Annotated in this window: 21 protein-coding genes, 1 tRNA gene, 1 pseudogene and 1 riboswitch; of the genes and pseudogenes, 10 read left to right on the top strand and 13 right to left on the bottom strand. The window is 59.6% G+C overall.

Going from position 1 to position 24,072, the window contains the following annotated elements:
* Positions 1-248 precede the first annotated feature (248 nt).
* Genes ACP2AV_RS01865 through ACP2AV_RS01855 form a run of 3 tightly spaced genes read right to left on the bottom strand, consistent with a single transcriptional unit; the run spans position 249 to position 3,938 of the window.
* Positions 249-1,265, bottom strand: a complete 1,017-nt coding sequence (locus ACP2AV_RS01865) for an FCSD flavin-binding domain-containing protein (RefSeq protein WP_426370952.1) — start codon at positions 1,263-1,265, stop codon at positions 249-251.
* 14 nt (positions 1,266-1,279) lie between these two features.
* Entirely contained in the window at positions 1,280-2,485 is a 1,206-nt protein-coding gene (locus tag ACP2AV_RS01860; protein WP_426370951.1) for an arginine deiminase, read from the bottom strand.
* A 13-nt stretch (positions 2,486-2,498) separates the two neighbouring features.
* Positions 2,499-3,938 (bottom strand): YfcC family protein, encoded by a 1,440-nt coding sequence (locus tag ACP2AV_RS01855; RefSeq protein WP_426370950.1) that lies wholly within the window; start codon positions 3,936-3,938, stop codon positions 2,499-2,501.
* A 743-nt stretch (positions 3,939-4,681) separates the two neighbouring features.
* Between ACP2AV_RS01855 and ACP2AV_RS01850 the strand changes: the two genes are divergently transcribed.
* Together ACP2AV_RS01850 and ACP2AV_RS01845 are read left to right on the top strand one after the other, a co-directional pair.
* Positions 4,682-5,029: a DUF883 family protein gene (locus ACP2AV_RS01850; RefSeq protein WP_426370949.1), complete on the top strand. Its 348-nt coding sequence runs from the start codon at positions 4,682-4,684 to the stop codon at positions 5,027-5,029.
* A gap of 7 nt (positions 5,030-5,036) precedes the next feature.
* Positions 5,037-5,468, top strand: a complete 432-nt coding sequence (locus ACP2AV_RS01845) for a hypothetical protein (RefSeq protein WP_426370948.1) — start codon at positions 5,037-5,039, stop codon at positions 5,466-5,468.
* A gap of 383 nt (positions 5,469-5,851) precedes the next feature.
* On the opposite strand, the gene ACP2AV_RS01840 is transcribed toward ACP2AV_RS01845, so the two are convergent.
* The 4 genes and pseudogenes from ACP2AV_RS01840 to ACP2AV_RS01825 all read right to left on the bottom strand — a co-directional run bounded on the left by ACP2AV_RS01840 (position 5,852) and on the right by ACP2AV_RS01825 (position 9,741).
* Positions 5,852-5,974 carry a hypothetical protein gene (locus ACP2AV_RS01840; RefSeq protein WP_426370947.1) on the bottom strand — a complete coding sequence of 41 codons (123 nt, stop codon included), beginning with the start codon at positions 5,972-5,974 and terminating at the stop codon, positions 5,852-5,854.
* 258 nt (positions 5,975-6,232) lie between these two features.
* Positions 6,233-8,986: pseudogene (locus ACP2AV_RS01835) on the bottom strand (AAA family ATPase).
* Between the two features lie 169 nt (positions 8,987-9,155).
* Complete coding sequence (locus tag ACP2AV_RS01830) at positions 9,156-9,281, bottom strand: hypothetical protein (protein WP_426370946.1); 126 nt, start codon at positions 9,279-9,281, stop codon at positions 9,156-9,158.
* A gap of 384 nt (positions 9,282-9,665) precedes the next feature.
* A tRNA-Lys gene (locus tag ACP2AV_RS01825) sits at positions 9,666-9,741 on the bottom strand.
* Between the two features lie 83 nt (positions 9,742-9,824).
* Here ACP2AV_RS01825 and dapF point away from each other — a divergent pair.
* The 4 genes from dapF (at position 9,825) to ACP2AV_RS01805 (ending at position 13,332) form a co-directional block, all read left to right on the top strand.
* On the top strand, positions 9,825-10,679 hold the full coding sequence (gene dapF, locus ACP2AV_RS01820; protein ID WP_426370945.1) for a diaminopimelate epimerase: 855 nt from the start codon (positions 9,825-9,827) through the stop codon (positions 10,677-10,679).
* Positions 10,676-11,932, top strand: a complete 1,257-nt coding sequence (mtaB, locus tag ACP2AV_RS01815) for a tRNA (N(6)-L-threonylcarbamoyladenosine(37)-C(2))-methylthiotransferase MtaB (protein WP_426370944.1) — start codon at positions 10,676-10,678, stop codon at positions 11,930-11,932. The genes dapF and mtaB overlap by 4 nt, the downstream gene beginning before the upstream one ends.
* Before the next feature lie 134 nt (positions 11,933-12,066).
* Positions 12,067-12,693, top strand: coding sequence for an FMN-binding negative transcriptional regulator (locus ACP2AV_RS01810; RefSeq protein WP_426370943.1), 627 nt, complete (start codon positions 12,067-12,069; stop codon positions 12,691-12,693).
* Positions 12,694-12,720: 27 nt separating this feature from the next.
* Positions 12,721-13,332, top strand: a complete 612-nt coding sequence (locus ACP2AV_RS01805; RefSeq protein WP_426370942.1) for a glutathione S-transferase — start codon at positions 12,721-12,723, stop codon at positions 13,330-13,332.
* Here ACP2AV_RS01805 and ACP2AV_RS01800 read toward each other — a convergent pair whose 3' ends face one another.
* On the bottom strand, positions 13,333-13,995 hold the full coding sequence (locus ACP2AV_RS01800; RefSeq protein WP_426370941.1) for an outer membrane protein: 663 nt from the start codon (positions 13,993-13,995) through the stop codon (positions 13,333-13,335).
* Positions 13,996-14,223: 228 nt separating this feature from the next.
* Here ACP2AV_RS01800 and petA point away from each other — a divergent pair, with 228 nt between their 5' ends.
* The 3 genes from petA to ACP2AV_RS01785 are packed head-to-tail and all read left to right on the top strand — an operon-like array spanning position 14,224 to position 16,934.
* On the top strand, positions 14,224-14,784 hold the full coding sequence (gene petA / locus ACP2AV_RS01795; protein WP_426370940.1) for a ubiquinol-cytochrome c reductase iron-sulfur subunit: 561 nt from the start codon (positions 14,224-14,226) through the stop codon (positions 14,782-14,784).
* A gap of 15 nt (positions 14,785-14,799) precedes the next feature.
* Entirely contained in the window at positions 14,800-16,131 is a 1,332-nt protein-coding gene (gene petB, locus ACP2AV_RS01790) for a cytochrome b (protein ID WP_426370939.1), read from the top strand.
* 14 nt (positions 16,132-16,145) lie between these two features.
* Complete coding sequence (locus ACP2AV_RS01785) at positions 16,146-16,934, top strand: cytochrome c1 (protein ID WP_426370938.1); 789 nt, start codon at positions 16,146-16,148, stop codon at positions 16,932-16,934.
* 53 nt (positions 16,935-16,987) lie between these two features.
* Here ACP2AV_RS01785 and ACP2AV_RS01780 read toward each other — a convergent pair whose 3' ends face one another.
* The 3 genes from ACP2AV_RS01780 to ACP2AV_RS01770 are packed head-to-tail and all read right to left on the bottom strand — an operon-like array spanning position 16,988 to position 20,152.
* A complete protein-coding gene (locus tag ACP2AV_RS01780; protein ID WP_426370937.1) occupies positions 16,988-17,662 on the bottom strand; it encodes an ATP-binding cassette domain-containing protein in 675 nt (224 codons plus the stop codon).
* Positions 17,649-19,202 carry a thiamine/thiamine pyrophosphate ABC transporter permease ThiP gene (locus tag ACP2AV_RS01775; protein WP_426370936.1) on the bottom strand — a complete coding sequence of 518 codons (1,554 nt, stop codon included), beginning with the start codon at positions 19,200-19,202 and terminating at the stop codon, positions 17,649-17,651. The genes ACP2AV_RS01780 and ACP2AV_RS01775 overlap by 14 nt, the downstream gene beginning before the upstream one ends.
* Positions 19,178-20,152 carry a thiamine ABC transporter substrate-binding protein gene (locus tag ACP2AV_RS01770; protein ID WP_426370935.1) on the bottom strand — a complete coding sequence of 325 codons (975 nt, stop codon included), beginning with the start codon at positions 20,150-20,152 and terminating at the stop codon, positions 19,178-19,180. The genes ACP2AV_RS01775 and ACP2AV_RS01770 overlap by 25 nt, the downstream gene beginning before the upstream one ends.
* Positions 20,153-20,191: 39 nt before the next feature.
* A riboswitch (TPP riboswitch) is annotated at positions 20,192-20,296 on the bottom strand.
* 163 nt (positions 20,297-20,459) lie between these two features.
* Here ACP2AV_RS01770 and aroC point away from each other — a divergent pair.
* Entirely contained in the window at positions 20,460-21,566 is a 1,107-nt protein-coding gene (gene aroC, locus ACP2AV_RS01765; protein ID WP_426370934.1) for a chorismate synthase, read from the top strand.
* Here the strand turns inward: aroC and ACP2AV_RS01760 are convergent.
* On the bottom strand, positions 21,563-23,065 hold the full coding sequence (locus tag ACP2AV_RS01760; protein WP_426370933.1) for a rhamnan synthesis F family protein: 1,503 nt from the start codon (positions 23,063-23,065) through the stop codon (positions 21,563-21,565). The two genes, aroC and ACP2AV_RS01760, sit on opposite strands and share 4 nt — an antisense overlap.
* On the bottom strand, positions 23,065-24,030 hold the full coding sequence (locus ACP2AV_RS01755; RefSeq protein ID WP_426370932.1) for a hypothetical protein: 966 nt from the start codon (positions 24,028-24,030) through the stop codon (positions 23,065-23,067). Before ACP2AV_RS01755 ends, ACP2AV_RS01760 begins: the two co-directional genes overlap by 1 nt.
* Positions 24,031-24,072 lie beyond the last annotated feature (42 nt).

The raw sequence follows: 24,072 nt of genomic DNA, 5'->3' as shown, positions 1-24,072 counted from the left end.
GAGCCCATGTTAAGACTGTCGCCGCACCAGCGGCAGGCGTGCTGCGCCGCTGCATGATTGACGATATGGCGCGTCGCAACCTGACGCCATCCACGTCACGATCCTGTCACCATACCGTTGCCAAGTTCAACCGGCATTTCGACCGTTCACCCGGGCGACTGGGGCCGAAGACCGGCGCCCCCCGCCGCCCTTCGCATTGTGCCTTGGTGTCGGGCGAAGCCCCGGTTGGCCAAATCATCAGCGGTTTTTCAGGCAAAGGTATCGGCCACGATGCTGGCATACCAGCCGCGCGCGTCTTTCGATTCCCTGCTGCGATACCGCTGATTGGCCCCAAGCGGGCTTGTGCCGCTTGCGTTTTCAATCGGCGTGACCTTGCCCTGTTTGACCTGGTACATCGTCGCGACGGAAATCGCGTAGTCGGGGGCAAGAAGACTGTAACAGGCGTTGGTGTAGACCGGATCACCGACCGGCTCGCCCGCAAGCAGCGATCCGATGGCGGCGGCGCAGACTTTTGCCTGGTTGTTGGCGACGGTCGCGGATTTGGGCAGGCCGGTTGAGGCCGCGTCACCGATCACGTGAATATTTTCCTGTCCGCGCGCAAGCAGGGACACAGGGTCAGCGGGGCACCAGCCGGAATCATCAGTCAGACCCGCGGCTTCGGCGATGGCGCCGGCCTTCTCGGGGGGGATCAGGTTCACGACATCGCCCGCATACCTGGAACCGTCGGCAGAGATCAGCGTTTTTCCTTTCACATCCACGCCTGTCACGCGGCCGGCGTCTGCCCCGAAAATGCGTTCGATCATGCCGGGATAGAGGTTTTCCCAACCTTCCTCGAACAGGGTCTGTTTGGCGAAACCTTTGTTGGCATCAAGGACCAGCACCTTGGATTTGGGCTTGGACTGCGTGAGGTAATGCGCGATCAGGCTTACGCGTTCGTAGGGCCCCGGCGGGCAGCGGAAAGGCGAGGAGGGAACGGCGACGATCACTGTGCCGCCATCGTCCATCGCTTGAATCTGATCGCGCAGAAGTTGGGTCTGCGCGCCGGCCTTCCAGGCATGGGGCATCACCTCGACCGCCGCTTCGTCATAGCCATCAATCGCATCGAAACGGGTGGCGATGCCGGGTGCCAACACCAGGCGCTCATACCTGAGGGCCTGACCTTCGGCCAGGCTGACGGACCTGGCATCGGCGTCGATCCCGATGACCCGGTCGGCAACGACATTGATATCATAGCCGTCGCGCAAACGCACATAGTCCACCGTCATGGCCGATAGCGGGTTCAGCTCATGCAATGACCGCCGCCGCGACCGCGACCAAGCTCGGCGCCGGGGATGGCCAGCACCTCGACGCCAGCCGCCTTCAACGCGGCGTTTGTGTCGTCGTTGCGGTCATAGCCAATGACAACGCCGGGCCGCAGAGCCAGCACGTTATTGCCGTCGTTCCACTGCTCGCGGGATCGCTCTTCTTCCGTGTTGCCGCCGGTCGGCACGATCGTGAGGCGCTTGTAGCCCAGCACCTCGGCCACGATGTCAAAAATAGGGCGCGGGTCATGTCGAAATTGCAGCGGCGCGGCCCCTTCGCCCGGACGGATATCATAGCAGACCAGCTCGTCGGCGACCTCTTTGAACGTGGTCACGACATCGCCGCCGCATAGGGTAAAAACCGTATCCAGATGCATCGCCGCGCGCGATTTCGGGATGGCAAAGGCCAGCACCCTCTGCGCTGCGCCCGTGTCAAACAGGGCCTCGGCCAATTGGCCCACGCCTTGCGGCGAAGACCGCTCGCCCATACCGACGAGCACCGTGCCATCGCCGACGGGCATGATGTCGCCCCCTTCGACCGTAGCCAGCCCATGGTCAACGGTCGGATCGCCAAAGTGGATCGTCGTCTTGCCGGCGAATTTGGGGTGGAATTTGTAGATTGCGGTGTTCAGCAACGTCTCGGGACGCCGCGCGGGCCAATACATCGGATTGACCGACACACCGCCAAAGATCCACGCGGAATTATCGCGTGTGAACAGGGCGTTCGGCAATGGCGGCAGGATAAATCCATGCGCGCCAAGGTAACTGCCGAACAGACTGGCCGGTTTGAAGGGCAGATCGTCTGTGGCCAGACCGCCAAGCAGGTACTCTGCCAACTTGGTGGCGGGCAATTCGTCAAGCCAGGCCCGCAGGTCCGGCAACATGCCGACACCGATCTGGTCGGGCACGATACGGTGATCCAGCAGCCAATCGCGACCTTCGGGGATATCCAGCGTTTCGGCCAACAGATCGTTGACATCAAGAACCTCGACCCCTTCATCGCGCATGGTCTGCGCAAAAACGACGTGATCCTTTTGGGCCTGTTTGACCCAGAAAACATCATCGAACAGAAGGTCCTGGCAATTGTCGGGTGTCAGGCGGCGGTGGGCCAGACCCGGGCGGCAGACGACGACCTGCCGCAATGTGCCAGTTTCAGAATGAACGCCCAAAGGATAATCTGACATTGTATTGGCTCCCTCAGAGGATGGCAGCGATGCTGAGCGCGGCAGAGATAAAGACGGTCAAGATCAGAAGCAGCAGCCAAATGAATACGAGCCACCGGTCATAAGAAACGCGCCCGATCGCGAGGCCGCCAATGACGACTGCGAAGGTTGGATTGATCAGGTTCACCAGCCCGTTCGCGGATTGATAGGCCGTGACCACCAGGCTCCGGGCCACGCCGGCAAAGTCGGCGAGCGGTGCCAGGATCGGCATCGACAACACCGCCAGACCGGACGAGGACGGCACGAAAAAGCTCATCCCGACCTCGATCCAGAACATCAGGTTGATGAAGGCCAGATCGCCCAGACCCGCAAGGGACTGTTCCGCGCCGTGCAGAATAGTGTCTGCGATCAGGCCGTTTTCCATGATGACAACGATGGCGCGGGCAAGCCCCACCACCAGCGCCACGCCCAGAAGATCCCGCGCGCCATCGACGAAGTTGCCGGTGATTTGCTTTTCACCCATGCGCGCGATCAGGCCGATGACTATGGCCGAACCAAGGAACAGCGCGCCCATGCGTGCCATCCACCAGCCTTGCGAGGATACGCCCCAAATCATCACCGCAAAGGTCAATCCGAAAATGACAAGAACGATGGATTGGGTCCCGGTCAGGGTGGAGGCTTCGGCCCCCTCTGGTTGATCTTTCAGAAAGAGCGCCCGATGCGCGGCCGATTGCCTGGCGACGACGGATCGTGACGGATCGGCTTTCACCCGTGAGGCATACCGCATGACGTAAGCTGCGCAAATGATCAGTCCGCCGATCAACAACACGAACCGCAAGGCAATCCCGTCTGTGAATGGAATTCCCGAGGCATTGGCGGCGATGACCGTTGCAAACGGATTGATCGTAGAGCCCAGAACCCCAATGCCGGCCCCGATCAGAATGATCGCGACACCGGTGACGGCGTCATAGCCGGCCGCAATCATGATGGGGATCAGAATGGCGTAGAAAGCCAGCGTTTCCTCGGCCATGCCATAGGTTGTGCCGCCTAGGGCAAAAAGCGACATCAGAATCGGAATCATCCAGATTTCATGCCCTTGCAGACCGCGCATCACGCTTCGGATTCCCGTGTCAATTGCGCCGGTCGCGTTCACGATGCCCAGAAAACCGCCCAGAAACAGCACGAACAGCGCGACGTCGATGGCATTGGCGGCATAGCTTTCGGGGTCATAAAACCCCGCCGTTGGCGCCAGCATGATGTCCCAGAAACCCTGAGGGTTCGGGTCAACCTCTTGGTAGGTACCCGCGACGGCGATCTCGCGCCCGACTGTGTCGTCCAGCACGCGATCATAACTGCCCGCCGGAATGATCCACGTCAGCGCGGCCACGAGGATGATAAGCAGGAAAAGGATCGTGTAAGCCGTCGGAAATCGCGACTGTGTCTGCGCATCCGGGGTTTCTGTGGCTGGTGTCATGTCCGGCATGTGGCGCCTCCCTTCAATGTGACCCACCCAGAGCCGTGAAACGACCTCGGTGAATCTGAAATCATGACAGAGACGTGCCACAGACCGATGATGCAGGATTGACGTTCGTCAATGGCCGGACGTGTTTGGTTTTTCGCAGCAACCAAAAAGCAGCCCTGTGGCGGAAACGATGCAGGAACATTTGCTGGCGTTGTCATCGCATCGACAACAGATTTTCTCGCGCCCATGTGCATAGACCCAGCGCTTGCCCCATTTTTGAAAACGACGTTGCCTCGGCATCAATGAAGGTCGTGCACGGCAACAGTCACGCAGTGGCGATATGCCGTCAGATCGAGTGCTGAGCGACGCAGATCTTGGAAAACTGGCCCCCTTAGGGGTGCGTAATCAGCGTGCGTTCGCCGAGACGCCCGCGAAAAATTAAATTCCGCCCCACAAGCAGGACCGCAAGATCGACTGGGGGCGACCGGTGCCGACAGCCTTTTCTGTGGTCGGAACAAAGGGCAGGACGACGGACAATCCGCTGGGATGCAGGCTCATCATTCCCCAGCAGCTCAAGTTCAGCCCTATCGGCGAATGGACACTCGGCCTGATCCTTCCTTTTTTCGTCGACCAGCGTGCTGACGATTGACGATCGTCAATACGGTTGGACGTCTTTGGTGTTGAATAGGTGATGTTGGCGAGCATTTCCGAGGGGATTGCTGAAACAACGGTACACACCAAGAAGGAGACCAGTCATGGCGACTGCAAAAACTGAATCAAAATCCGATGGTTATCCGGACGCTTCAGAATACGAAGCTGAAGTTCGTGCGGAATTGGCAGAAATCCGAAGCGACATCGCGGCATTGGCAAAGTCAGTCGGCGGATATGGCAAGGTGCAGGCGACCGACATGAAAGACCGCGCAACACAGATGTCAGACGAGATGTTGAATGAATCGCGGCGCGCATTAAAAAAGTTGGGCAAGCAGGTTTCAAGCCTCGAAAAAGACATGGAAGTACGCGCACGGGAACACCCGCTTCAATGGTTCCTTGGCGCTCTTGGTGTCGGGATGGTGATTGCGATGCTGGTGCGAAGGGGCGAATAGAAAAGCCATGCCCAACCCGACCAGCGATTTTGCCGCAGCTGTAACCGGCGCGGTATCACAGCGCATCCGTGATGTGATGGGTGATGCCGCGATCCTTTTAGCCGTTTCGTTGCTTGCGCTGACGGCGTGGGTTGCTTTCATTGCGGGGCTGGTAGTGTTGCTTGCCCCGCTTTGGGGGCTGGCTGCCGCAATTTTCGCAGTGGTGATATTGGTTTTACTGATAGCGCTGATTTTGCTGTTTGTTCTGAAACGGCGGGTTCGTTTGCAGAAAGAGCGCGCTGCACTGCGCCAATTGAACACCAGACAGCAAGCGCGGGTGGCCCTGCTTGCTGAACTGCCCGGATTGCTGCGTCACCGATCCGGCGCTTTGCTGGTGAGTTCAGGGCTCGCCATCGGTGTCATGATTGTCGCAGCGCTGCAGGCTGAAGACGAAAACTAACCGACTTTGGATCATACCTATGTACGTAAGAGGGGGAATGATGGTTTTGCCCGGATGCCAATAAAAACATACGGCATTGTTGGACCGGCGTTGTTGGACGAATGGCTTAGCGAACCGGGCATTTTGCCATCCGTCCAATCCTTGCCGTCGACTTTTTTCTGGCTATCCAGGTTGCCCAGCAACGCCGAACGTCCCAATCGTCATCGGGTTTGCCCTTGGCTTTCGTCTTGTTTCCATACACGGCGATTCCAGTTTTTCCGTGATATCCCAAGAAACGGGGGACGGTTTGGGCCAAGAGACCGGGCCAGCAGGCGCAGCGAAGCGGCCCTTGAAAGATGAACTTGCCGCCTCTGGTCCGCCACCGGCGCAGTCAAGACATGCATTCACAACCACCACCACGGTCTTACCACCACGATCTTGGCGGGGCGGACCTTCAGACCGGTGTTTTCATCGGCCAGGGTGATGTCGGCGGGTACGGATATCTGGCCGTGACCCACAATTGACATTTGGACCTTCAGCGAACGGGCAGCACCTCACGGTTTCCGGCGATTGGAAACGGAATGACAGTTATCGTCAGATGGGCCTATGTTTCACGCCCGTTTGCCAACAGTCGCACTGATGCATCTGAAGGTCATGAACACCGCGCAGACACACCTTGCATCGGGTCACCTGCCCCTTTTGGGGCAAGTTCCCCACGGCGCCGCGCCTAGGCCACTTTTTGAAAACGTAGGCCCGCTTGGCGCTCCAGCGCTCGCAGCGCGGAATTAGTCTGCGTTTTCCGCGCCCGATGGCGTCTCAGGCGTTTTTTCTAGCTTTTCAAAAGCGACCTTTTGATCGTCAGGTGACCAAATGACACGCACCTTGTCCCCGTCTTCGACACTGCCGCCAAGCATGGCGCGCGCCAGTTCTGTCTCAAGCTCAGACCGGATCAGACGGCGCAATTCGCGCGCGCCGTATTCCGGTTGGAAACCGACGGCGCCGAAATGATCCGCCACGCTTTCGTCAAACACCAACTCGACCCCTTGAGCGAGAGCCGTGCGCGCGACGCGGGCCAATTGCAGCTCTACAATCTTGCGAATTTCGGCACGGTTCAGTGAATGGAAAACGATGATCTCATCAATCCGGTTGATGAACTCGGGTCGGAAGTGATGCCGCAGGACACCCATCAAGTCGGCCTTCTGCTGCGCTTCGTCGAATTCCTTTGTGCCCCGTTTCTTGAGGTTTTTCTGGATAATGTCCGACCCGAGATTTGAGGTCGCGACGATGATCGTGTTGGTGAAATCCACGACACGTCCCTTGCCGTCGGTCAGGCGGCCATCGTCGAAGACTTGCAGCAAGATATTGTAAACATCGGGATGCGCCTTCTCGATCTCGTCGAGCAGAACGACAGAATAGGGTCGACGTCGCACCTTTTCGGTCAGTTGCCCGCCTTCATCATACCCAACATAACCCGGAGGCGCCCCGACCAGACGGGCCACAGCGTGCCGTTCCCCATATTCCGACATATCAATGCGGATCATGGCGTCTTCGTCACCGTAGACTGTCGCCGCCAGCGCCTTGGCCAATTCGGTCTTGCCGACACCTGTCGGTCCAAGGAACAGGAACGTCGCCGCCGGCGCCGCGCCTTCGCGCAACCCCGCCCGTGACAGACGCACAGCGTCCGCAACCGAATGGATTGCTTCATCCTGACCGATGACACGCTCATGCAAACGATCCTCAAGCGACAAGAGTTTTTCTCTTTCTTCGCTGGTCAGTTCGGTCACCGGAACACCGGTCAGTTTGCTGACGATCTGGGCGACATGATCGGCCCGGACCTCGGCTGACGCCGACGCACGGTCACGCTTCCAGATGGCCAACAGATCGTCCAGCTCTTGCTGTTTGCCTTCCAGCTCGGTCTTCAGACTCGCTGCGCGTTCAAATTGCTTGCGTGCCGCCGCATAATCCTGCTCACGCTTTATCTGTTCGACCTCGGCTTCCAGCTCTTGCACATCTATGGGTCGCGCCGTGGCGCTGATCTTGACGCGCGCTGCGGCCTGGTCAATCAGGTCGATGGCCTTGTCGGGCAGGAACCGCCCGGTGACATAGCGATCCGACAGTTCAGCCGCGGCGATAATAGCCTCGTCGGTGATTGTCACCTTGTGGTGGCTTTCCAGCGTATCGCGCAAACCCCGCAGGATCATGATTGTTTGCGCTACGGTCGGCTCGTCCACATAGACAGGTTGGAAACGACGTTCGAGCGCTGCGTCTTTTTCGATGTACTTTTGGTATTCGCTGAGCGTCGTCGCGCCGATCAGGTTCAATTCGCCGCGTGCCAGAGCAGGTTTGAACGTGTTGGCAATGTCCAAACCGCCCTCGCCGCCGCCCTGACCGGCCCCGACGATGGTGTGGATCTCATCTATGAACAGGACCATATCGTCCTTGTTGTCGGTGATCTCTTTCAGGATTTTCTGGACCCGCTCTTCGAATTCGCCGCGATATTTCGACCCCGCGACCATCGCGTTGATGTTGAGTTCGACCAACCGCTTGTCACGCAGCGCCTCGGGAACCTGCCCGGCGACGATGCGCTGTGCCAGCCCTTCGATAATCGCGGTCTTGCCGACGCCCGGTTCCCCGATCAGAACCGGATTGTTCTTCTTACGCCGCGCCAGCACCTCAATGGTGGTCTCAATCTCGCGGGCGCGACCGATCACCGGGTCCAGCTTGCCTTCGCGGGCGAACTTGGTCAGGTCGCGACTGAATTCGTCAAGATCAGGCGTATTCGACGGCGCATCGACGCGCCCTTCTTCGGCCCCCTTGCCCACCACCTTCGTGACCTGTTGGCGCAGGGCCTGCGGGGTCAGTCCATACTTTCGCAAGATGTCCGCCGCGACACCTTAGCCTTCTTCGGCAAGACCAATCAACAGGTGCTCTGGTCCCAGATAGGAATGGCCAAGCTCGTTCGAGGCAATGAACGCGCGATTGAGTGCATCTTTCAGGCGCGGACTGACGCCGATATCAGCATCCGCGGCGGCCTCACCACGTTTGGCCTCGGTTTCGATCTGCCGGCGCAGATCGTCGGCATCGATCTTGAATTGATCAAGCAGTGTTATCACAACATCCGACCCGGTGAGCGCAAACAACAGGTGTTCTGTATCAACCTCGGCGCGGCCAAACTCATGCGCTTTCTTGGCCGCCTCTTGCAGCAGCTTGTTGGCCTGTTCGCTCAAACGATCGGCAAGGTTGATACCTCTGCCACGTGAGGGCGGCGACGGTGGCGGCACGTCATCGCCACCTTCATTGCCCGCGCCAAAACGATCAAACATGCTGCCACGCGCGCCACGGTCACCAAAGAATTCATCAAAAATGGAATTTCCGCTGAAAAGCGATTCCAGAGGCGAACTCGTGCGGCCCTGCGAGCGGGCCAATTTCCGATAGTCGTCGTCGCAAAGCTCTAATGTTTGCCGTTTGCCATTGACCATAACCTGCGCGCGAAACGTGGCGGGTTTGGTCTTGCAGATATCACAGATTCCATTTGCCATTCGGATTTCCCCTTGGTTCGTCGTGGGCAAAGGCGAGGATTTAGGGCCAGGCGCTTGCTCATTGTTCAGATACATCCCGATGGGACACGACAGCTTTGCCCTGATCGGAACGCTCTTTAAGGTCTAGGACCATGCACAGAGACTGCGATTGACGAACGTCAATCTGCTGTCAAAAGTTCTCGGCCAGTCCAACTGACTGCGCCGCGTCGCATTGGGGCAGGAACACTTGTCTGGTCAGGTGAAAGGTGGAACGCGAATAGATCGGCTCGGGATCTGTGTCAGGGATGATCACCATTTCGGCGGCGCGGCTTTGCCTGCTGAACTGTTCCAGTTGTCCCGCGACTGCGGAAGAAAAAGGCGAACGCCCCTACAGACGCCTACCTAAATTCCGTTTCAATATCGCAAGAATGGGCACCATAGGTTTTGAGAAAACCTTTGCGGACAACACAATCTACGGCCAGTCCGACCATGTCGTCGGCGCCCTAACGCTCGACCAGTTTCAACGCGACATTGGCTTTTCCGGACAGGTCAAAAGGCGATCAACGCAACCATGCAATCGACACATGTCGGCGCGGGCGCACCAAACATACTTCGCCGAAGTCCTACACCCAAGTGCCACGCGGAATGTCCGCTGAAAAAACAAAAGGCTCAGGCTGATACGCCTAAGCCTTTGATTTAGTGGTGAGCCGTGCAGGATTCGAACCTGCGACCCACTGATTAAAAGTCAGTTGCTCTACCAACTGAGCTAACGGCCCACTTGAGGCGCTTCTTTATGAAAGGCGCTCAGTGGGGTCAAGCGCTGTTTGTGCTGTTTTTGGAAGGTTCTCTGGTAAATTCGATGACAGAGTTCTATATGCGCGCCATGAACGCAGCGTATCCCCATAAAAACCTGGCCTTTCGCAAGATGCACGGCGCGGGCAATGACTTTGTGGTCATCGACTCGCGCGGGGGGGATGCGCGCGTGACCGAACCCCTTGCGCGGGCCATTGGAGATCGCCACAGGGGCGTCGGCTTTGATCAGTTGGCCGAGATTCGCAGCGACGGCGACGGTATCGCGCTGGATTTCTGGAATTCTGACGGCACGCGCGCGGGGGCCTGTGGAAATGCGACACGTTGCGTCGCATGGCTGATCATGCACGAACAAGACGCAACCACCCTGACCATCCGAACAGAACGCGGCAAACTGATCGCCGAAATGCGCGGCGAAGAGGTCTGGGTGAACATGGGCCCGCCGGTGCTGGACTGGGCCGACGTTCCCTTGGCCCACGAGGTCGACTTGTTGCACCTGCCGCTAAGCGGTGACCCCGTCGCCGTCGGGATGGGCAACCCCCACGCGGTGTTTTTCGTGGATGACGTCGAGACAGTGGATGTGGCCGGGCTGGGGTCCGAAATTGAAACGCATCCGTTGTTTCCTGAAAAAACGAACGTCGAGTTTGCCCAGGTGCGGGCCCGAAACGACATTCGAATGCGCGTCTGGGAACGCGGCACGGGGATTACCCTGGCCTGCGGGTCGGGGGCCTGCGCGACGGCGGTGGCCGGGTATCTGCGCGGCCTGACCGATCGCAAGGTCCGCATCCAGGTCGATGGCGGCTGGCTGACGTTGGACTGGCAAGACGACGGGGTCTGGATGACCGGCCCGGTGGCGTCGGTCTTTGAGGCCAGTTTGAGCGCAGAGTTTCTGGCATCGATATGAAGCCGCCTGTTTTCTCCACGCTGGGCTGCCGGCTGAACGCCTATGAGACCGAAGCGATGAAGGATCTGGCCGCACAGGCCGGGATATCCGATGCGGTGATCGTGAACACCTGCGCCGTGACAGCCGAAGCCGTGCGCAAGGCGCGGCAGGAAATCCGCAAGCTCCGGCGCGAAAACCCCACCGCGCGCGTCATCGTCACTGGATGCGCCGCGCAGACGGAACCGGCGACCTTTTCGCAAATGGATGAGGTTGACCTGGTCATCGGCAATTCCGAAAAGATGGCGCCAGAAACCTGGGCCCGCCTTGGGCCGGACTTTATCGGCCAGACCGAGCGCGTTCAGGTCGACGACATCATGAGCGTGCGCGAGACCGCGGGCCACCTGATCGACGGTTTTGGCACGCGCAGCCGGGCCTATGTGCAGGTCCAGAACGGGTGCGATCACCGGTGCACCTTTTGCATTATCCCGTATGGTCGCGGCAATTCGCGCAGCGTGCCGGCGGGCGTGGTGGTGGATCAGATCAAGCGATTGATCGACAAGGGCTATAACGAGGTTGTGCTGACCGGTGTCGACTTGACCAGTTGGGGCGCCGATTTGCCCGCCGCGCCAAAGCTGGGCGATCTGGTGCTGCGCATCCTGAAACTGGTCCCCGACCTGCCGCGTCTGCGTATCAGTTCAATCGATTCAATCGAAGTCGACGACAACCTGATGCAAGCGATCGCGACCGAACCCAGATTGATGCCGCATTTGCACCTTTCGCTTCAGCATGGTGACGATCTGATCCTCAAACGCATGGCGCGCCGCCACTTGCGCGATGACGCGATCCGTTTCAGCGAAGAAGCGCGCGCATTGCGGCCCGACATGACCTTTGGCGCCGACATCATTGCCGGGTTCCCGACGGAAACAGATGCCCAATTCGAAAATTCGCTGCGGCTGGTGGAAGACTGCGCGCTGACCTGGCTGCATGTGTTCCCCTATTCCAAGCGCGACGGCACGCCGGCGGCCAAAATCCCGCGACAGGTTGATGGCAATGTCATCAAGGCGCGCGCCGCAAAATTGCGCGCGGCCGGCAAGGCCGCCGTTGACCGCCACCTGAGGGCGCAAACCGGAAAGACGCATCGGATCCTGATGGAAAACCCGCGAATGGGCCGCACCGAACAATTCGCTGAGGTGGTGTTTTCCCAAGATCAGGCGGAAGGCAGCATCGTGAGCGCGACGGTCACGGGCCATGATGGTCATAGCCTGATCGTTTGATGCGGTAAGGCCGGGGCAACAGTGATGTCTCTGGCACTGAAAATCGGCAGCACCTAGGGCAAGCCTCGCCAGTTCGGGGTTCCCAGCGCCCCGCTTCACCGCCTAACCTGCACCCGATCACAAGGGGCGTGGCGATGTATCCGAATCCAATCTACCGGCAAACAGAGACCGCGAAGAACCTTGCCTTTGCGAAAGAGCGCGGGTTTGGAAGCCTGTGCGCCAACGGTCCGGCAGGTCCGCTTGTTTCTCACGTCCCGTTCCTGCTGACCGGCGACAGCACGGCCGAATTGCATCTGGTACGGTCAAATCCGGTGGCTAGATTGGGCGAAGTTCCGGCCGTGATCACCGTGAACGGGCCAGACGCCTATGTGTCGCCAGACTGGTACGGCATCGATGATCAGGTCCCGACGTGGAATTATGTCTCCGTCCACCTTCGCGGCCGACTGGTGCCTGTACCGCAAGAGATGTTGCCCGGAACGCTGGAACGGTTGTCCGAAGAATTCGAAAGCCGTCTTGCCCCGAAACCCGCCTGGACGATGGCAAAGATGACCGCGCAGACACGCGAACGCTTCTTGCGCATGATTGTGCCGTTGCGCTTTGACATCGAACACGTCGAAGGCACATGGAAGCTGGGTCAGAACAAAAGCGCCGCGGCGCGCGCCGGCGCCGCGCGTGGCATGGATGGCGGGGCGATTGGCGCGAATGTCGCGGCACTGGCAGAATTGATGCGCAGCGTGGACACGCGCGACGACCAAGGCTAGCTTTTCGCAGGAAAAGGGAGACGCGCAATGAAACTGACCCACAGCCCCAATTCGCCCTATGTGCGAAAAGTCATGATCGTGCTGCAGGAAACCGGTCAGACGGATGCGGTGGAACTGGTGAACGGGCAAGGCAGCCCGCTAGAGCCGAACATGACAAGTGTCGCGATGAACCCGCTTGGCAAGATCCCGGCGCTGGAACGGGCCGATGGGCCAACCCTTTTCGACAGCCGCGTGATCTGCCGTTTTCTGGACGCGCGGGCGGGTGGCAAGCTCTATCCCGGTGGAAATCGCCTGTGGGAGGTTCTGACGCTGGAAGCCTTGGCTGACGGCATTCTGGATGCGGCCGTGTCCATGACATACGAGGCCAGGCAGCGCCCGCAAGCCAAGCAAATGCCCGAATGGGTGGATGCACAGTGGGACAAGATTGCCCGCGCCTGCGACGCAATCAACGGACGATGGATGAGCCATCTGGCCGGCCCCCTGGACATGGAGCAGATCGCTGTGGCTTGCGCCTTGGGCTATATCGATTTCCGGCACGGTGGGCGCAACTGGCGCAACGGCAATGATGCGCTGAACGCCTGGTTCGAGACATTCAGCGCGCGCGACAGTTTCAAATCCACGCAGCCGTCTGCGGGCTGATCAGAATCCGTAGCTGACCCCGATGTTCAGCGAATTGGTGACGATGTCGGTTTTCAGTTCGCCGCCATTATCCAGATCGATCGTGTGCATCGAATAACTGCCCTGGTATTCGCCAAAGGCGCTCCAGCGGTCATTGATCTGATAGCTGACGCCGGCAGTCAGGCGCAACGCGGGGCCGGTGGCCTGGTAGCCGAAGGTGTGGCTGCCGCCAGTCGCGCGGATATCGACATGGGGAATCGCCAAGCCCAGCCCGCCCGAAACATAGGGTGTAAAGTCGCCCCACTGCTCGGGCCACCGCCGTGTGGCATTCACCGTGATCAGGTTCAGCCCGTCGGTCATTTCGAACCGTTCATATGAATTGGCAGCCAGGGTGTCGGAATCGGCATACACCTTGGCGTGGGTGAATTCGACGCCATAGCCAAAGGTCGGCGTGCGCCACCAGGTGGCCCGAATCCCATAATAGGGCGGCGGCGAAAACGATTTACCCTCCCAGCCTGCTGTAAAATCCTGCGCACCACCGTTTTCGGGGTCATTTCCTGTAACGTCTGAATGGGGCGCGGTCTGGTAGCCGCCGTAGAAACTCAGTTCAACTTCGGCAAAGGCCGGTGATGCAAGGCCTGCAAAAAGGCCCAAAGCAACCGACACGGATCTGATCGAAGACATGACATGCTCCTTATGATGGGGGTGTTATGGACCTGCCAAAGCCATCGCTCAACCCCCTTGCCGCGCATATGACCGCTACTGCGACACCACCACGCGCCCCTGCGGCCCATTGTATGCTGGACGTGGGGCATTGCCCCCGCTAAAAGCGCGTGCGAAGGGCTGCGGGAAACCGCTACCCCGTAAGTATTTGGCCGGAACCCGCCGGCTTGAGACAATGGAGAAACGCTCGTGTCCCACGCAGAAGAACACGAAGGCACCCGTCGAGATTTCCTGTACTACGCCACCGGCGGTGCAGGTCTTGTCGCAACCGGCGCCGCGGTTTGGCCGCTGGTCAACCAGATGAACCCCTCGGCCGATGTGCAGGCCCTGTCCTCGATCCGCGTTGATGTGTCGGGCGTAGAAAGCGGCACCCAGTTGACGATCAAGTGGCTGGGCAAGCCCGTGTTCATTCGCCGCAGGACGCAAGAAGAGATCGAAGACGGTCGCGCGGTCGACCTTAATGACCTGCCCGATCCGATCGCTCAGAACGCCAATATCGACGGAGCCGCCCCGGCCACCGACGAAAACCGTACGCTGGACGAAAACGGCGAATGGCTGGTGATGATGGGCGTGTGCACGCACCTTGGCTGTGTCCCGCTGGGGGACGGCGCAGGCGACTTTGGCGGTTGGTTCTGCCCGTGTCACGGATCGCATTACGATACTGCGGGCCGCATTCGCCGGGGCCCGGCACCGCGCAACCTCGACGTGCCCGTCGCCGCATTTGACGGCGATGAGCTGATTCTGGGTTAAGGGAGGATCTGGGAAATGGCTGGTATTCCGCACGACCATTACGAACCGAAATCGGGCGCCGAAAAGTGGGTTGAATCCCGCCTTCCGGTGATCGGGCTGCTTTACAACACCCTGATGATTCCGACGCCGAAAAACCTGAACTGGATGTGGATCTGGGGCATTGTCCTGGCCTTCTGTCTAGTTCTGCAAATCGCGACCGGCATCGTGCTGGTGATGCATTACACGCCACATGTCGATCTGGCATTTGCCAGTGTCGAGCACATCATGCGCGACGTGAACGGTGGCCACATGTTGCGCTACCTGCACGCCAACGGCGCATCGTTGTTCTTCTTGGCCGTGTACCTGCACATGTTCCGCGGTCTTTACTACGGGTCCTACAAGGCCCCGCGCGAGATTACGTGGATCATTGGCATTCTGATCTACCTGGCGATGATGGCCACCGCCTTCATGGGCTACGTTTTGCCTTGGGGCCAGATGTCCTTCTGGGGCGCCACCGTGATCACCGGCCTGTTCGGCGCTATCCCGTTCATCGGGGAAGGCCTGCAGACCTGGCTGCTCGGCGGACCGGCTGTGGACAACGCCACGCTGAACCGCTTTTTCTCGCTTCACTACCTGCTGCCGTTTGTCATCGCGGCGCTGGTGATCGTTCACATCTGGGCCTTCCACACCACGGGCAACAACAACCCCACTGGCGTTGAAGTTCGCCGCGGTTCGAAAGAAGAGGCCAAGAAAGACACCCTGCCGTTCTGGCCCTACTTTGTGATCAAGGATCTGTTCGCGCTGTCCGTCGTTCTGTTGGTGTTCTTTGCCATCGTCGGCTTTATGCCCAACTATCTGGGCCACCCCGACAACTACATCGAAGCTAACCCGCTGGCGACACCTGCGCACATCGTGCCCGAATGGTACTTCCTGCCGTTCTACGCCATCCTGCGCGCCTTCACGAGCGACGTATGGGTCGTGATGCTGGCCGAATTTATTTCGGGCGGGATCATCGATGCGAAGTTCTTCGGCGTTCTGGCCATGTTCGGCGCGATCATCGTGATGGCAATTGTCCCATGGCTGGACACATCGTCGGTGCGGTCAGGCCGCTATCGTCCGATGTTCAAGTGGTGGTTCGCCCTGTTCATCATCGACTTTGTCGTGCTGATGTGGTGTGGGGCAATGCCCGCCGAGCCGCCGTATTCGACCATTGCGCTGATCGGCGCGACCTATTGGTTCGCCTACTTCCTGGTCGTTCTACCGGTGTTGGGCGTGATCGAGAAGCCGCTGCCACAGCCCGAAACGATCGAAGCCGACTTCAATGCCCACTACCCGGCTGCGTCGAAAGACGCGACACCGGCCGAGTAAGGGGGAAAGGGATTATGATGAAGAAACTTACCCTGTCTGTTGTCGCGGCGCTTGGTCTGGCGACCGGTGCCATGGCGGCCGGTGGCGAAGGTCACACCCACGACGTGGACTTTTCGTTCGAAGGCCCGTTCGGCACCTACGACCAGTTCCAGTTGCAACGCGGCCTGCAGGTCTACACGGAAATCTGTTCGGCCTGTCACGGGCTGAAGCAGGTTCCGATGCGGACCCTGCACGACGAGGGCGGCGTTGGCCTGCCCGAGAACCAGGTTCGTGCCTATGCCGCTCAATTTGAAGTTTTTGATCCCGAACTGGATGATTACCGCCCGGCCACGGCAAACGACAAGTTCCCCGGTTCGTCGTTGGAAACCGCCCCGGACCTGAGCCTGATGGCCAAGTCGCGTGCCGGGTTCCACGGGCCTTACGGTTTGGGCATCAACCAGTTCTTCAAAGGCATTGGTGGGCCCGAGTATATCGTTTCGATCCTGACCGGTTACACCGGTGAGGAAAAGGAACAGGCCGGGACCACGTTCTACGAGAACACCGCATTCCCCGGCGGCTGGATCGCGATGGCACCGCCCCTGTATGGTGACGACGTAGAATTTGCCGACGGCCATTCGACTGATCTTCACCATGAAGCTGAAGACGTGGCCGCCTTCTTGATGTGGGCCGCCGAGCCGAAAATGATGGCGCGCAAGCATGCCGGGTTTGTTGCGGTGACGTTCCTGTTGGTCCTGACCACGCTGTTGTACCTGACGAACAAACGTCTGTGGGCGCCGCACAAAGGCAAACAGATCGACGCTTGATCGTCGTTGGATATGTCATGAAAGCGCGCCCCTTGGGGCGCGTTTTTTTTGCCCTACACGTAATCGCCAAGACCCTGCGGCGGGTCGTCGAAAAAGGCTTTCGTGGGCCGCGGCGGATGCGCCCGCCCGTTATCCAGCCAGATGACATGCGTCGCAAACTGACGGGCATCGTCCATGTTGTGCGACACCATCAAGACAGTCGCATCCAACCTGCCGACCCGATCCAACATGTCACGCCGCAATGCAGGGCCGAGGGCGGCGAAAGGTTCGTCCAATAAAACGAGCGGCCGATTCTGAACAAGAATTCGCGCAAGTGCGACGCGGCTTTGCTGTCCGCCGGATAGCTGCGCCGGTTTGCGCTTAGCGTGCTGGGGCAGACCGGTCGCGATGAGGGCATCGCGCACTTGCGCGCGCTGTGCGTCGGTCAAAGACAGCCGCGGGTTCAGTCCAAGGCCGACATTCTGCTCTGCCGTCAGGTGGGGAAAAAGATTGTTGTCCTGAAACAGCATCGCAATCGGGCGCTTTCCCGGGGGCACCCCGGTCAAATCCGTGCCGTTCCACGCGATCAGGCCTTCGGGGGCAATGAACCCTGCAATCGCCCCAAGCAGGGTCGACTTGCCCGCGCCCGATGGGCCAAGGACCACCGTCCTGCTGCGACGCGGAACGACCAGGTCTGCGCTCAGGCGGAAATCATCCAAACTGATTGTCACGTCTTTAAGTGTCAGCACCGATCCGCCCCCCGCGGTCAAGGATCCAAAAGAGCGCCAGACTGATCGAAAGCAACACGAGCGCCGCGCCCATTGCGTCCTCGATGCGATATGCCGACATCAACCTGTACATCTGCAACGGCAATGTGGCCTGATCGGGCGCTGCGAACAGGGCGATGACGCCGAGATCCCCCATCGACAATGCCGCCGCCAACCCTGCGGAAAAGCCCATGGGCCGTCGCAGCCTGGGCCACCAGATCAACCGCAACCGGGCTGTGGGCGGCATGTCCAAACTTTGGGCCAGGGGCATGAACCGCGCGGTATTTTCCGCAATTGGCGGGGTCAACGCGCGCATCGTGAACGGCAAAGCCATTGCCGCATTCACGATGACGGTAAGTGGCAGCGCAAGCGAAACCGGGTCAGCATGCGGAAGCAAAAGGATAAAGAGACCGATCCCCATCACCAGAGGCGAGGCTGCAATCGTCAGGAATCCGACTGTCTCGGCCGTGCGCCCCCAACCCCCTGCCCGCGAGGCCGCGAATGCCAGCGGCAAAGATATCATCAAGCCGAGCACGGCCGCACCAAGCGCCATGATGAGCGACCGAAACGCGGCGGTCCAGACTGACACGGGCAGGTCGAAGACCTGTGGCAGGCCGCGCATTGCGATCGCCAACAACGGGGTCAAAAGGAAAAGCGCGCCACAAATGATGATCGCGGCGTCGGCCACCCGTGACAAACCCCCTTCGGCAGGAATAACCTGTTTGCGGTCCAAGGTCGCAGCAGAGACCCTTGGCACGCCAACCCAAGCTGCGATGATGCCTGCGATGGCGCAGATGCCCAGTTGGACGACCGCCAACATCGACGCGCGCCCCAAATCGAAATCGAACCGGAACGCTTCGTAAATCGCCAGTTCAACCGTGGTCGCGCGGGGACCGCCCCCTAGCGCCAAGGCGACCGCGAAACTGGTCGTACAGATCACGAAAATGGCCGTGAAGGCGCCAGGCAGAACCTCGCGCAGGATCGGAAATTCGATGATGCGAAACCGATCATAGCCGCTGAAATTGAGTGTCTGCGAAAGCCGCAGATGCTCGGACGGGACCGTGGCCCAGCCTTGCAGGATCAATCGCGTCGCCAAGGGCAGGTTGAAGAACACATGCGCCAGTAAGACACCGTCGATGCCGTAGATCGATATTTGCGGCAGACCCATCGCACCCAGGGCGGCGTTCGCCCAACCGCCCCGCCCGAACACCGCAAGCAACCCAAGAACCGCCACGATCACGGGCAGAATGAATGGTGCGCCCATGACAGCGATCAGGCCGGGCCTGCCCGGAAATGTCCTGCGCGCCAACGCCCGGGCCAGCGGAACAGCAAAGCCGACAGACAGCAAAGCTGAGACCAAAGCCTGCCAAACCGTGAACCACAAGGCGCCCCAATCCGCAGGATTAAATGCAAATCCATCGGCGCGCGCGGCCACGGCGCCGATGGTGCCCAAGGTCAACCCCAGGACCAGCGCGGCGGAAACCGCGCTGGCAACGGTTATCGCGACAGGGCGGCGCGCCATTCATCCAACGCTTGGCTGCGGACTTCGGACACCTTGGTCTCGTCGAAGAAGATCGCTTTGTCCGGCATCGGCAAATCCTGGAACCCTTGCGGCCATTGCGCGCGATCCAGCGCCGCCGGATATGACCAGTTGCCCTGCGGAATGATCGTCTGGAATTCTGGCGTCATGATGAAATCCATGAATTGATCGGCAAGGTCCGGATTGTCTGTTCCGGCGATTTTCCCAGCCAGTTCGACATACAGGTAGTGCCCCTCGTCGAATATTGCGGCCGACTTGGTTTCGTCTCCTTCGGCAATGACGTGATAAGCGGGCGACGTGGTGAAGGACAAAACCATGTCTGCTTCCCCGTCAGTGAACAGACCGTACGCCTCGGACCAGCCTTTCGTTACGGTCAGAATCTTGGGGGCCAACCGTTCCCACGCGCCAGCCGCGTCGTCCGCGTACAGGGCCTTGACCCACATGAGCAGGGCCTGGCCGGACACCGACGCGCGCGGGTCCTGAATCACAATGCGTGTTTCGTCCGGCAGGTTCAGAAGCGCTTCGAATGAAGTCGGGCCATCCATTTTCGTGTTGTCGTAGACAAAGGCCACATAAGACCAGTCGAACGGCAGGAAATCGGTATCCGTCCAATCGACCGGCAACGTCAGCGGGGCGGTGTCCACACCGTGCGGGGCGAACAATCCGGTGCCCCGCGCGCGCGCGGTTTCATCCTGGGACAGACCGATCACGACATCGGCCTTTGTGTTTTGCCCTTCTAGCGCCAAACGTGGCATCACATCGCCAGTCAGATATTCCAGATCACAGCCACACTTGGTCTCGAACGCCGCTTCGATCGCGGGGCCTGGCCCCCATTGCGAGCCGAAATAATCGGGCGCATAGACGGTCAGGGTATCGGACTGCGCCATGGTGGCGATCAGTGCAATACCCGCAGCGAAAGTGATGGTTCTCATTGGAACGCTCCTTCCAAATTGCGGGCGGAGCAAGGGCGGCGCACGGCCAATCACCTTCCCTCCGCCGGTGTTAGCCGGTTCAGGTTCAACGGGTTCGCCGGATAGGCATCTCAGCTGCACAGGACAGCACCCCGAGGTGGGCGTAAACCTAGTGCGGCCCGAGCCAAGCTGCAAGGCGATACCCCCGCGACGCAGCACCGGTACCCGCAGGGCATTCAGCGTGCGGCGTGGCTTGATGCGCAATCGGTCGGATTGCTCTTGTGGCTGGCATGCGCTAGATCAGATCGGAATTTTCAGGGGGGCACCCATGTCGATCAATACCTTTGGGCATTTGTTTCGGGTCACGACCTGGGGCGAAAGTCACGGCCCGGCGCTTGGCGCGACGGTGGACGGCTGCCCCCCCGGCGTCGAAATCGATGAGCCCATGCTCCAGCATTGGCTGGATCGCCGCAAGCCCGGTACATCCAAGTATACGACCCAACGGCGTGAACCGGATCAGGTCGAAATCCTGTCCGGTGTCTACGAAGGGCAGACGACCGGCACCCCGATACAATTGATGATCCGCAACACCGACCAGCGATCCAAGGACTACGGAGACATCGCGGAAAAGTTTCGTCCCGGACATGCCGATATTACCTACTGGCAAAAATACGGTATTCGCGATCCGCGCGGAGGTGGCCGGTCGTCAGCGCGCGAAACAGCCGCACGTGTCGCGGCCGGGGGCATCGCGCGCGCCGCGTTGGGTGTGCTGGCCCCCCAGGTGAAAATCGTCGGCTACATGGTTCAAATGGGCCCACACAAGATCAATCGCGACGCGATCGATTTGTCCGAGATCGAAAACAACCCGTTTTGGGTGCCCGATGCCAACGCGGCACAGGACTGGGCAGAGTATCTGGACGGCTTGCGCAAATCCGGCAATTCCGTTGGCGCTGTTTGCGAAGTCATTGCAGCGGGCGTTCCAGCCGGACTGGGCGCACCGATCTATGGCAAACTGGATACGGATCTGGCCGCTGCGATGATGTCGATCAATGCGGTGAAAGGTGTGGAAATAGGCGAAGGCATGGCCGCTGCTGAACTTACCGGCGAACAGAATGCAGACGAGATCTTTCTGGGGAACGATGGGCAGCCCGTCTTTTCGTCGAACCACGCGGGCGGCATCCTGGGCGGCATTTCTACCGGGCAGGACCTTGTCGTGCGCTTTGCGGTCAAGCCAACGTCGTCGATCCTCAAGCCGCGCCAGACCATCACAAAGTCAGGAACCGCGACAGAAATCATCACCAAGGGGCGCCACGATCCCTGCGTTGGCATTCGGGCCGTGCCCGTGGGCGAAGCGATGATGGCCTGCGTGGTGCTGGATCACCTGCTATTGCACCGCGGGCAAGTGGGCGACGGCCCACGCGGCAATATCGGCTAGGCACGGCGCCGCCAAATGGGGCGCCGTGCCTTGGCCCAACCGTCTTTGAACCCGGCATCGAACCCCTGGTCAAACCCTGCTTTGAACCCGAAATCGTGGGCTTGCTTTGCAAGTTCAGCGCGGGCTTTTTCGACGCCTTCCGAGGATGCCAGCTCAATCAAGTGGTGCAGGAATGCTTGCGCTTCGTATGGGTTTTTCTTGCCGATAGCGGCAGTCAACGCACCATGTCGGGCCTCTAGCTTGACATAGTTTCGAGGCAACGACGCCGTGTTTGAAACACAGGCCGTTGCCAATCCCAAGGTAGCCGCGATCTCTGGCAGATCGGCGACATCTGCTTTGGCGGCGCGCTGAAGAACATGCCCACGGGCCCACGCGATGCCGCTGGTGGAAAAAGGCGCAAAGCCGATTTCACCATCCGGGCCGTGACTTTGCAACACCGGCAGCGCCAGACCAATTCCCGGGCGCGCAATGACCTGCTGCGCATGGAGACACACCGTTGCGTCCCGTGCCAAGTGATCAAGCCCGTGTTCCTTTTGCTGAATAGGTCCGGGTCCGATGTACAGGGCCGGCTCATCGGGCCCGAGGTCGGTTGGATCGCAAACCTCCACCGTGATTGGCAGGTCGGGCAGCTCGGCCCCGGCTGCCACAACGGTCTTGATGGGCGGGCAATCCACATCACCGAAATTCGCGTCAGGCACGACAAACAACAGATCCGCATTCCGATAGATGATCTCGGGCGGCGCTTCTCGCATGACCGACCCAAAGGCCACGGATGGATCCGTTGCGCTGTTTTCCAGCGCTTGGCGGGGGTTCGTCCCGTTGATGTCGCCGTAAAGAGTGGGCTGGTGATAAAACAGGCGGCGCTTCAGAATCGGCACCGTGGGGTCATGCGCCCGGTCGAACACTTGGTACGCACAATCCGTGGGCTGAACATAGGCCGCGTGGCGATAGCCGCGCTTTGCGAAATGGTCCGTGAAGCGGCTTTCGTGAAATTGAACCGAGTCTTCATAGCTGGTGATTTCCGGCAAACGCTGCCACCAAGCGGAAAAATCGCCGCTCACGAGCATTTTCGACCGAACCGATATCCAATGCGAATTGAGGTGATACGGTAGGACCCCGTCCCCGGTAAATGGGTTGGGCGTCAGTTGCCCATGGGCCGAAATCCCCCAAAAATCCACGTCCTGTTGATTGGCCCACTCGAATACGGGGTCGAGAGATTGACGAACAAAAAACGTGTAGTTGGCCAGGGTCAGTTCAGAAATGCTGTTGAACACTGCCGGCGGGATAGTCGCCAACGCAGCCTTGTAGGCCCCTACATCGAACCCCGCGTTTTCGCGTTCTTGCACCGTGTCAGCCGCAGACGGCCGCTTGCCAGCGATAGGACCATTATGCACCAGGTGGATGTGATCAAAGTGGGCGCGCAGATGATCCAAAGTTTGGTGCACATGGGGTTCGATGATGCCTAACGGATGGTAGGCAAAATAGATCAGATACCGCATCACGCAGCCCGGTCCGCTTGGGATGCCTGCGCCAGTCGCCGGGTCAATTCAGGAATGGACATCCGCGTATCACACGCACCGACAAGGCGCTGTAAAAGTTCGCGCTGGCGCGGTTTTGACATGTCGAGCGTGGTGAGGGGCGGTTCATCGTTGAACGTCGCACTTGCGCCTGTCCACCGTGCGAAAAATTCGGCACGTGCTGCAGGATCAAACCCGGAAAACGGAGTGGGATCGGTCAGGTCCCGCAACATCTTGGAAAAAGACTGATTAAAGAACCCATAGGCGTCCTTTGGCAGGTCAAGCGCACGGATGAATGCTATTGCTTCTGCGCCGAGAGAGACGTTGAAGCGGTCATCCGTAGCTTGCACGCAAGGGGCCAGTTCCAGAAAGCCAAGCAATAGGTCCAGACTGGATGAACCATCCTCGGGATATGTCAGGGTGTTCACGTTTCCCGGGCCGAACGCTTCCTCCCAGAGCGCGACGAGGCCGTGGTGATCAAGACGTTCGCGCGTCGCGCCCGCCCCCAAGAAGGTCTGGAAACTGTGCTTGTATCCACCGCGAACCGCTTGGGCATACATGGATTCAGCCCACCTGTCCTGACGGCGCAAAACCAGCAAGATCCGGCAATCGAAACTGGACCTCAGCGCACCCAAGAACGGCGCTGAAAGGAAGCTATCGTAGCTGAACTGTTCTTCTGAAATCAGCGCCCGTGGAAGACCCGATTCCAGAATATCCTGGGTCAGCCGGGTCAAGACATTGGTGGCGCTGCCGCTTTGCAAAGACGCGCGCATCGCTGAATTTACGTATCGATGCTGCGAGGCAGTGGGATGCGGCGCGCACATTGTCGGTGGATAGCAAATCCCTTGCTCGGCCAACCAAGCCCGATTGCGCATGCAAAAAACCTGAAAGCTGGTCGTGCCGGTTTTGGGCAGGCCGACATGGATATAGAGCGTGGGGCGTGGCATGTCACAGTTTTCCCAAGGGGGGATGAGACCATCAGGGTACCC

This window comes from Aliiroseovarius sp. PTFE2010, from assembly GCF_049943335.1.
In the GTDB taxonomy this organism is placed as follows: Bacteria; Pseudomonadota; Alphaproteobacteria; order Rhodobacterales; family Rhodobacteraceae; genus JBNFVY01.
This window is presented reverse-complemented; position numbering and strand designations above follow the sequence as displayed.

Excerpts from the sequence above, each read along its gene's own strand:
- ACP2AV_RS01865 (WP_426370952.1), bottom strand. The coding sequence starts at position 1,265 with ATGACGGTGGACTATGTGCGTTTGCGCGACGGCTATGATATCAATGTC.
- ACP2AV_RS01860 (WP_426370951.1), bottom strand. The coding sequence starts at position 2,485 with ATGTCAGATTATCCTTTGGGCGTTCATTCTGAAACTGGCACATTGCGG.
- ACP2AV_RS01855 (WP_426370950.1), bottom strand. The coding sequence starts at position 3,938 with ATGACACCAGCCACAGAAACCCCGGATGCGCAGACACAGTCGCGATTT.
- ACP2AV_RS01850 (WP_426370949.1), top strand. The coding sequence starts at position 4,682 with ATGGCGACTGCAAAAACTGAATCAAAATCCGATGGTTATCCGGACGCT.
- ACP2AV_RS01845 (WP_426370948.1), top strand. The coding sequence starts at position 5,037 with ATGCCCAACCCGACCAGCGATTTTGCCGCAGCTGTAACCGGCGCGGTA.
- ACP2AV_RS01840 (WP_426370947.1), bottom strand. The coding sequence starts at position 5,974 with ATGTCAATTGTGGGTCACGGCCAGATATCCGTACCCGCCGACATCACC.
- ACP2AV_RS01830 (WP_426370946.1), bottom strand. The coding sequence starts at position 9,281 with ATGGTGATCATCCCTGACACAGATCCCGAGCCGATCTATTCGCGTTCC.
- dapF (WP_426370945.1), top strand. The coding sequence starts at position 9,825 with ATGACAGAGTTCTATATGCGCGCCATGAACGCAGCGTATCCCCATAAA.
- mtaB (WP_426370944.1), top strand. The coding sequence starts at position 10,676 with ATGAAGCCGCCTGTTTTCTCCACGCTGGGCTGCCGGCTGAACGCCTAT.
- ACP2AV_RS01810 (WP_426370943.1), top strand. The coding sequence starts at position 12,067 with ATGTATCCGAATCCAATCTACCGGCAAACAGAGACCGCGAAGAACCTT.
- ACP2AV_RS01805 (WP_426370942.1), top strand. The coding sequence starts at position 12,721 with ATGAAACTGACCCACAGCCCCAATTCGCCCTATGTGCGAAAAGTCATG.
- ACP2AV_RS01800 (WP_426370941.1), bottom strand. The coding sequence starts at position 13,995 with ATGTCTTCGATCAGATCCGTGTCGGTTGCTTTGGGCCTTTTTGCAGGC.
- petB (WP_426370939.1), top strand. The coding sequence starts at position 14,800 with ATGGCTGGTATTCCGCACGACCATTACGAACCGAAATCGGGCGCCGAA.
- ACP2AV_RS01785 (WP_426370938.1), top strand. The coding sequence starts at position 16,146 with ATGATGAAGAAACTTACCCTGTCTGTTGTCGCGGCGCTTGGTCTGGCG.
- ACP2AV_RS01775 (WP_426370936.1), bottom strand. The coding sequence starts at position 19,202 with ATGGCGCGCCGCCCTGTCGCGATAACCGTTGCCAGCGCGGTTTCCGCC.
- ACP2AV_RS01770 (WP_426370935.1), bottom strand. The coding sequence starts at position 20,152 with ATGAGAACCATCACTTTCGCTGCGGGTATTGCACTGATCGCCACCATG.
- aroC (WP_426370934.1), top strand. The coding sequence starts at position 20,460 with ATGTCGATCAATACCTTTGGGCATTTGTTTCGGGTCACGACCTGGGGC.
- ACP2AV_RS01760 (WP_426370933.1), bottom strand. The coding sequence starts at position 23,065 with ATGCGGTATCTGATCTATTTTGCCTACCATCCGTTAGGCATCATCGAA.
- ACP2AV_RS01755 (WP_426370932.1), bottom strand. The coding sequence starts at position 24,030 with ATGCCACGCCCCACGCTCTATATCCATGTCGGCCTGCCCAAAACCGGC.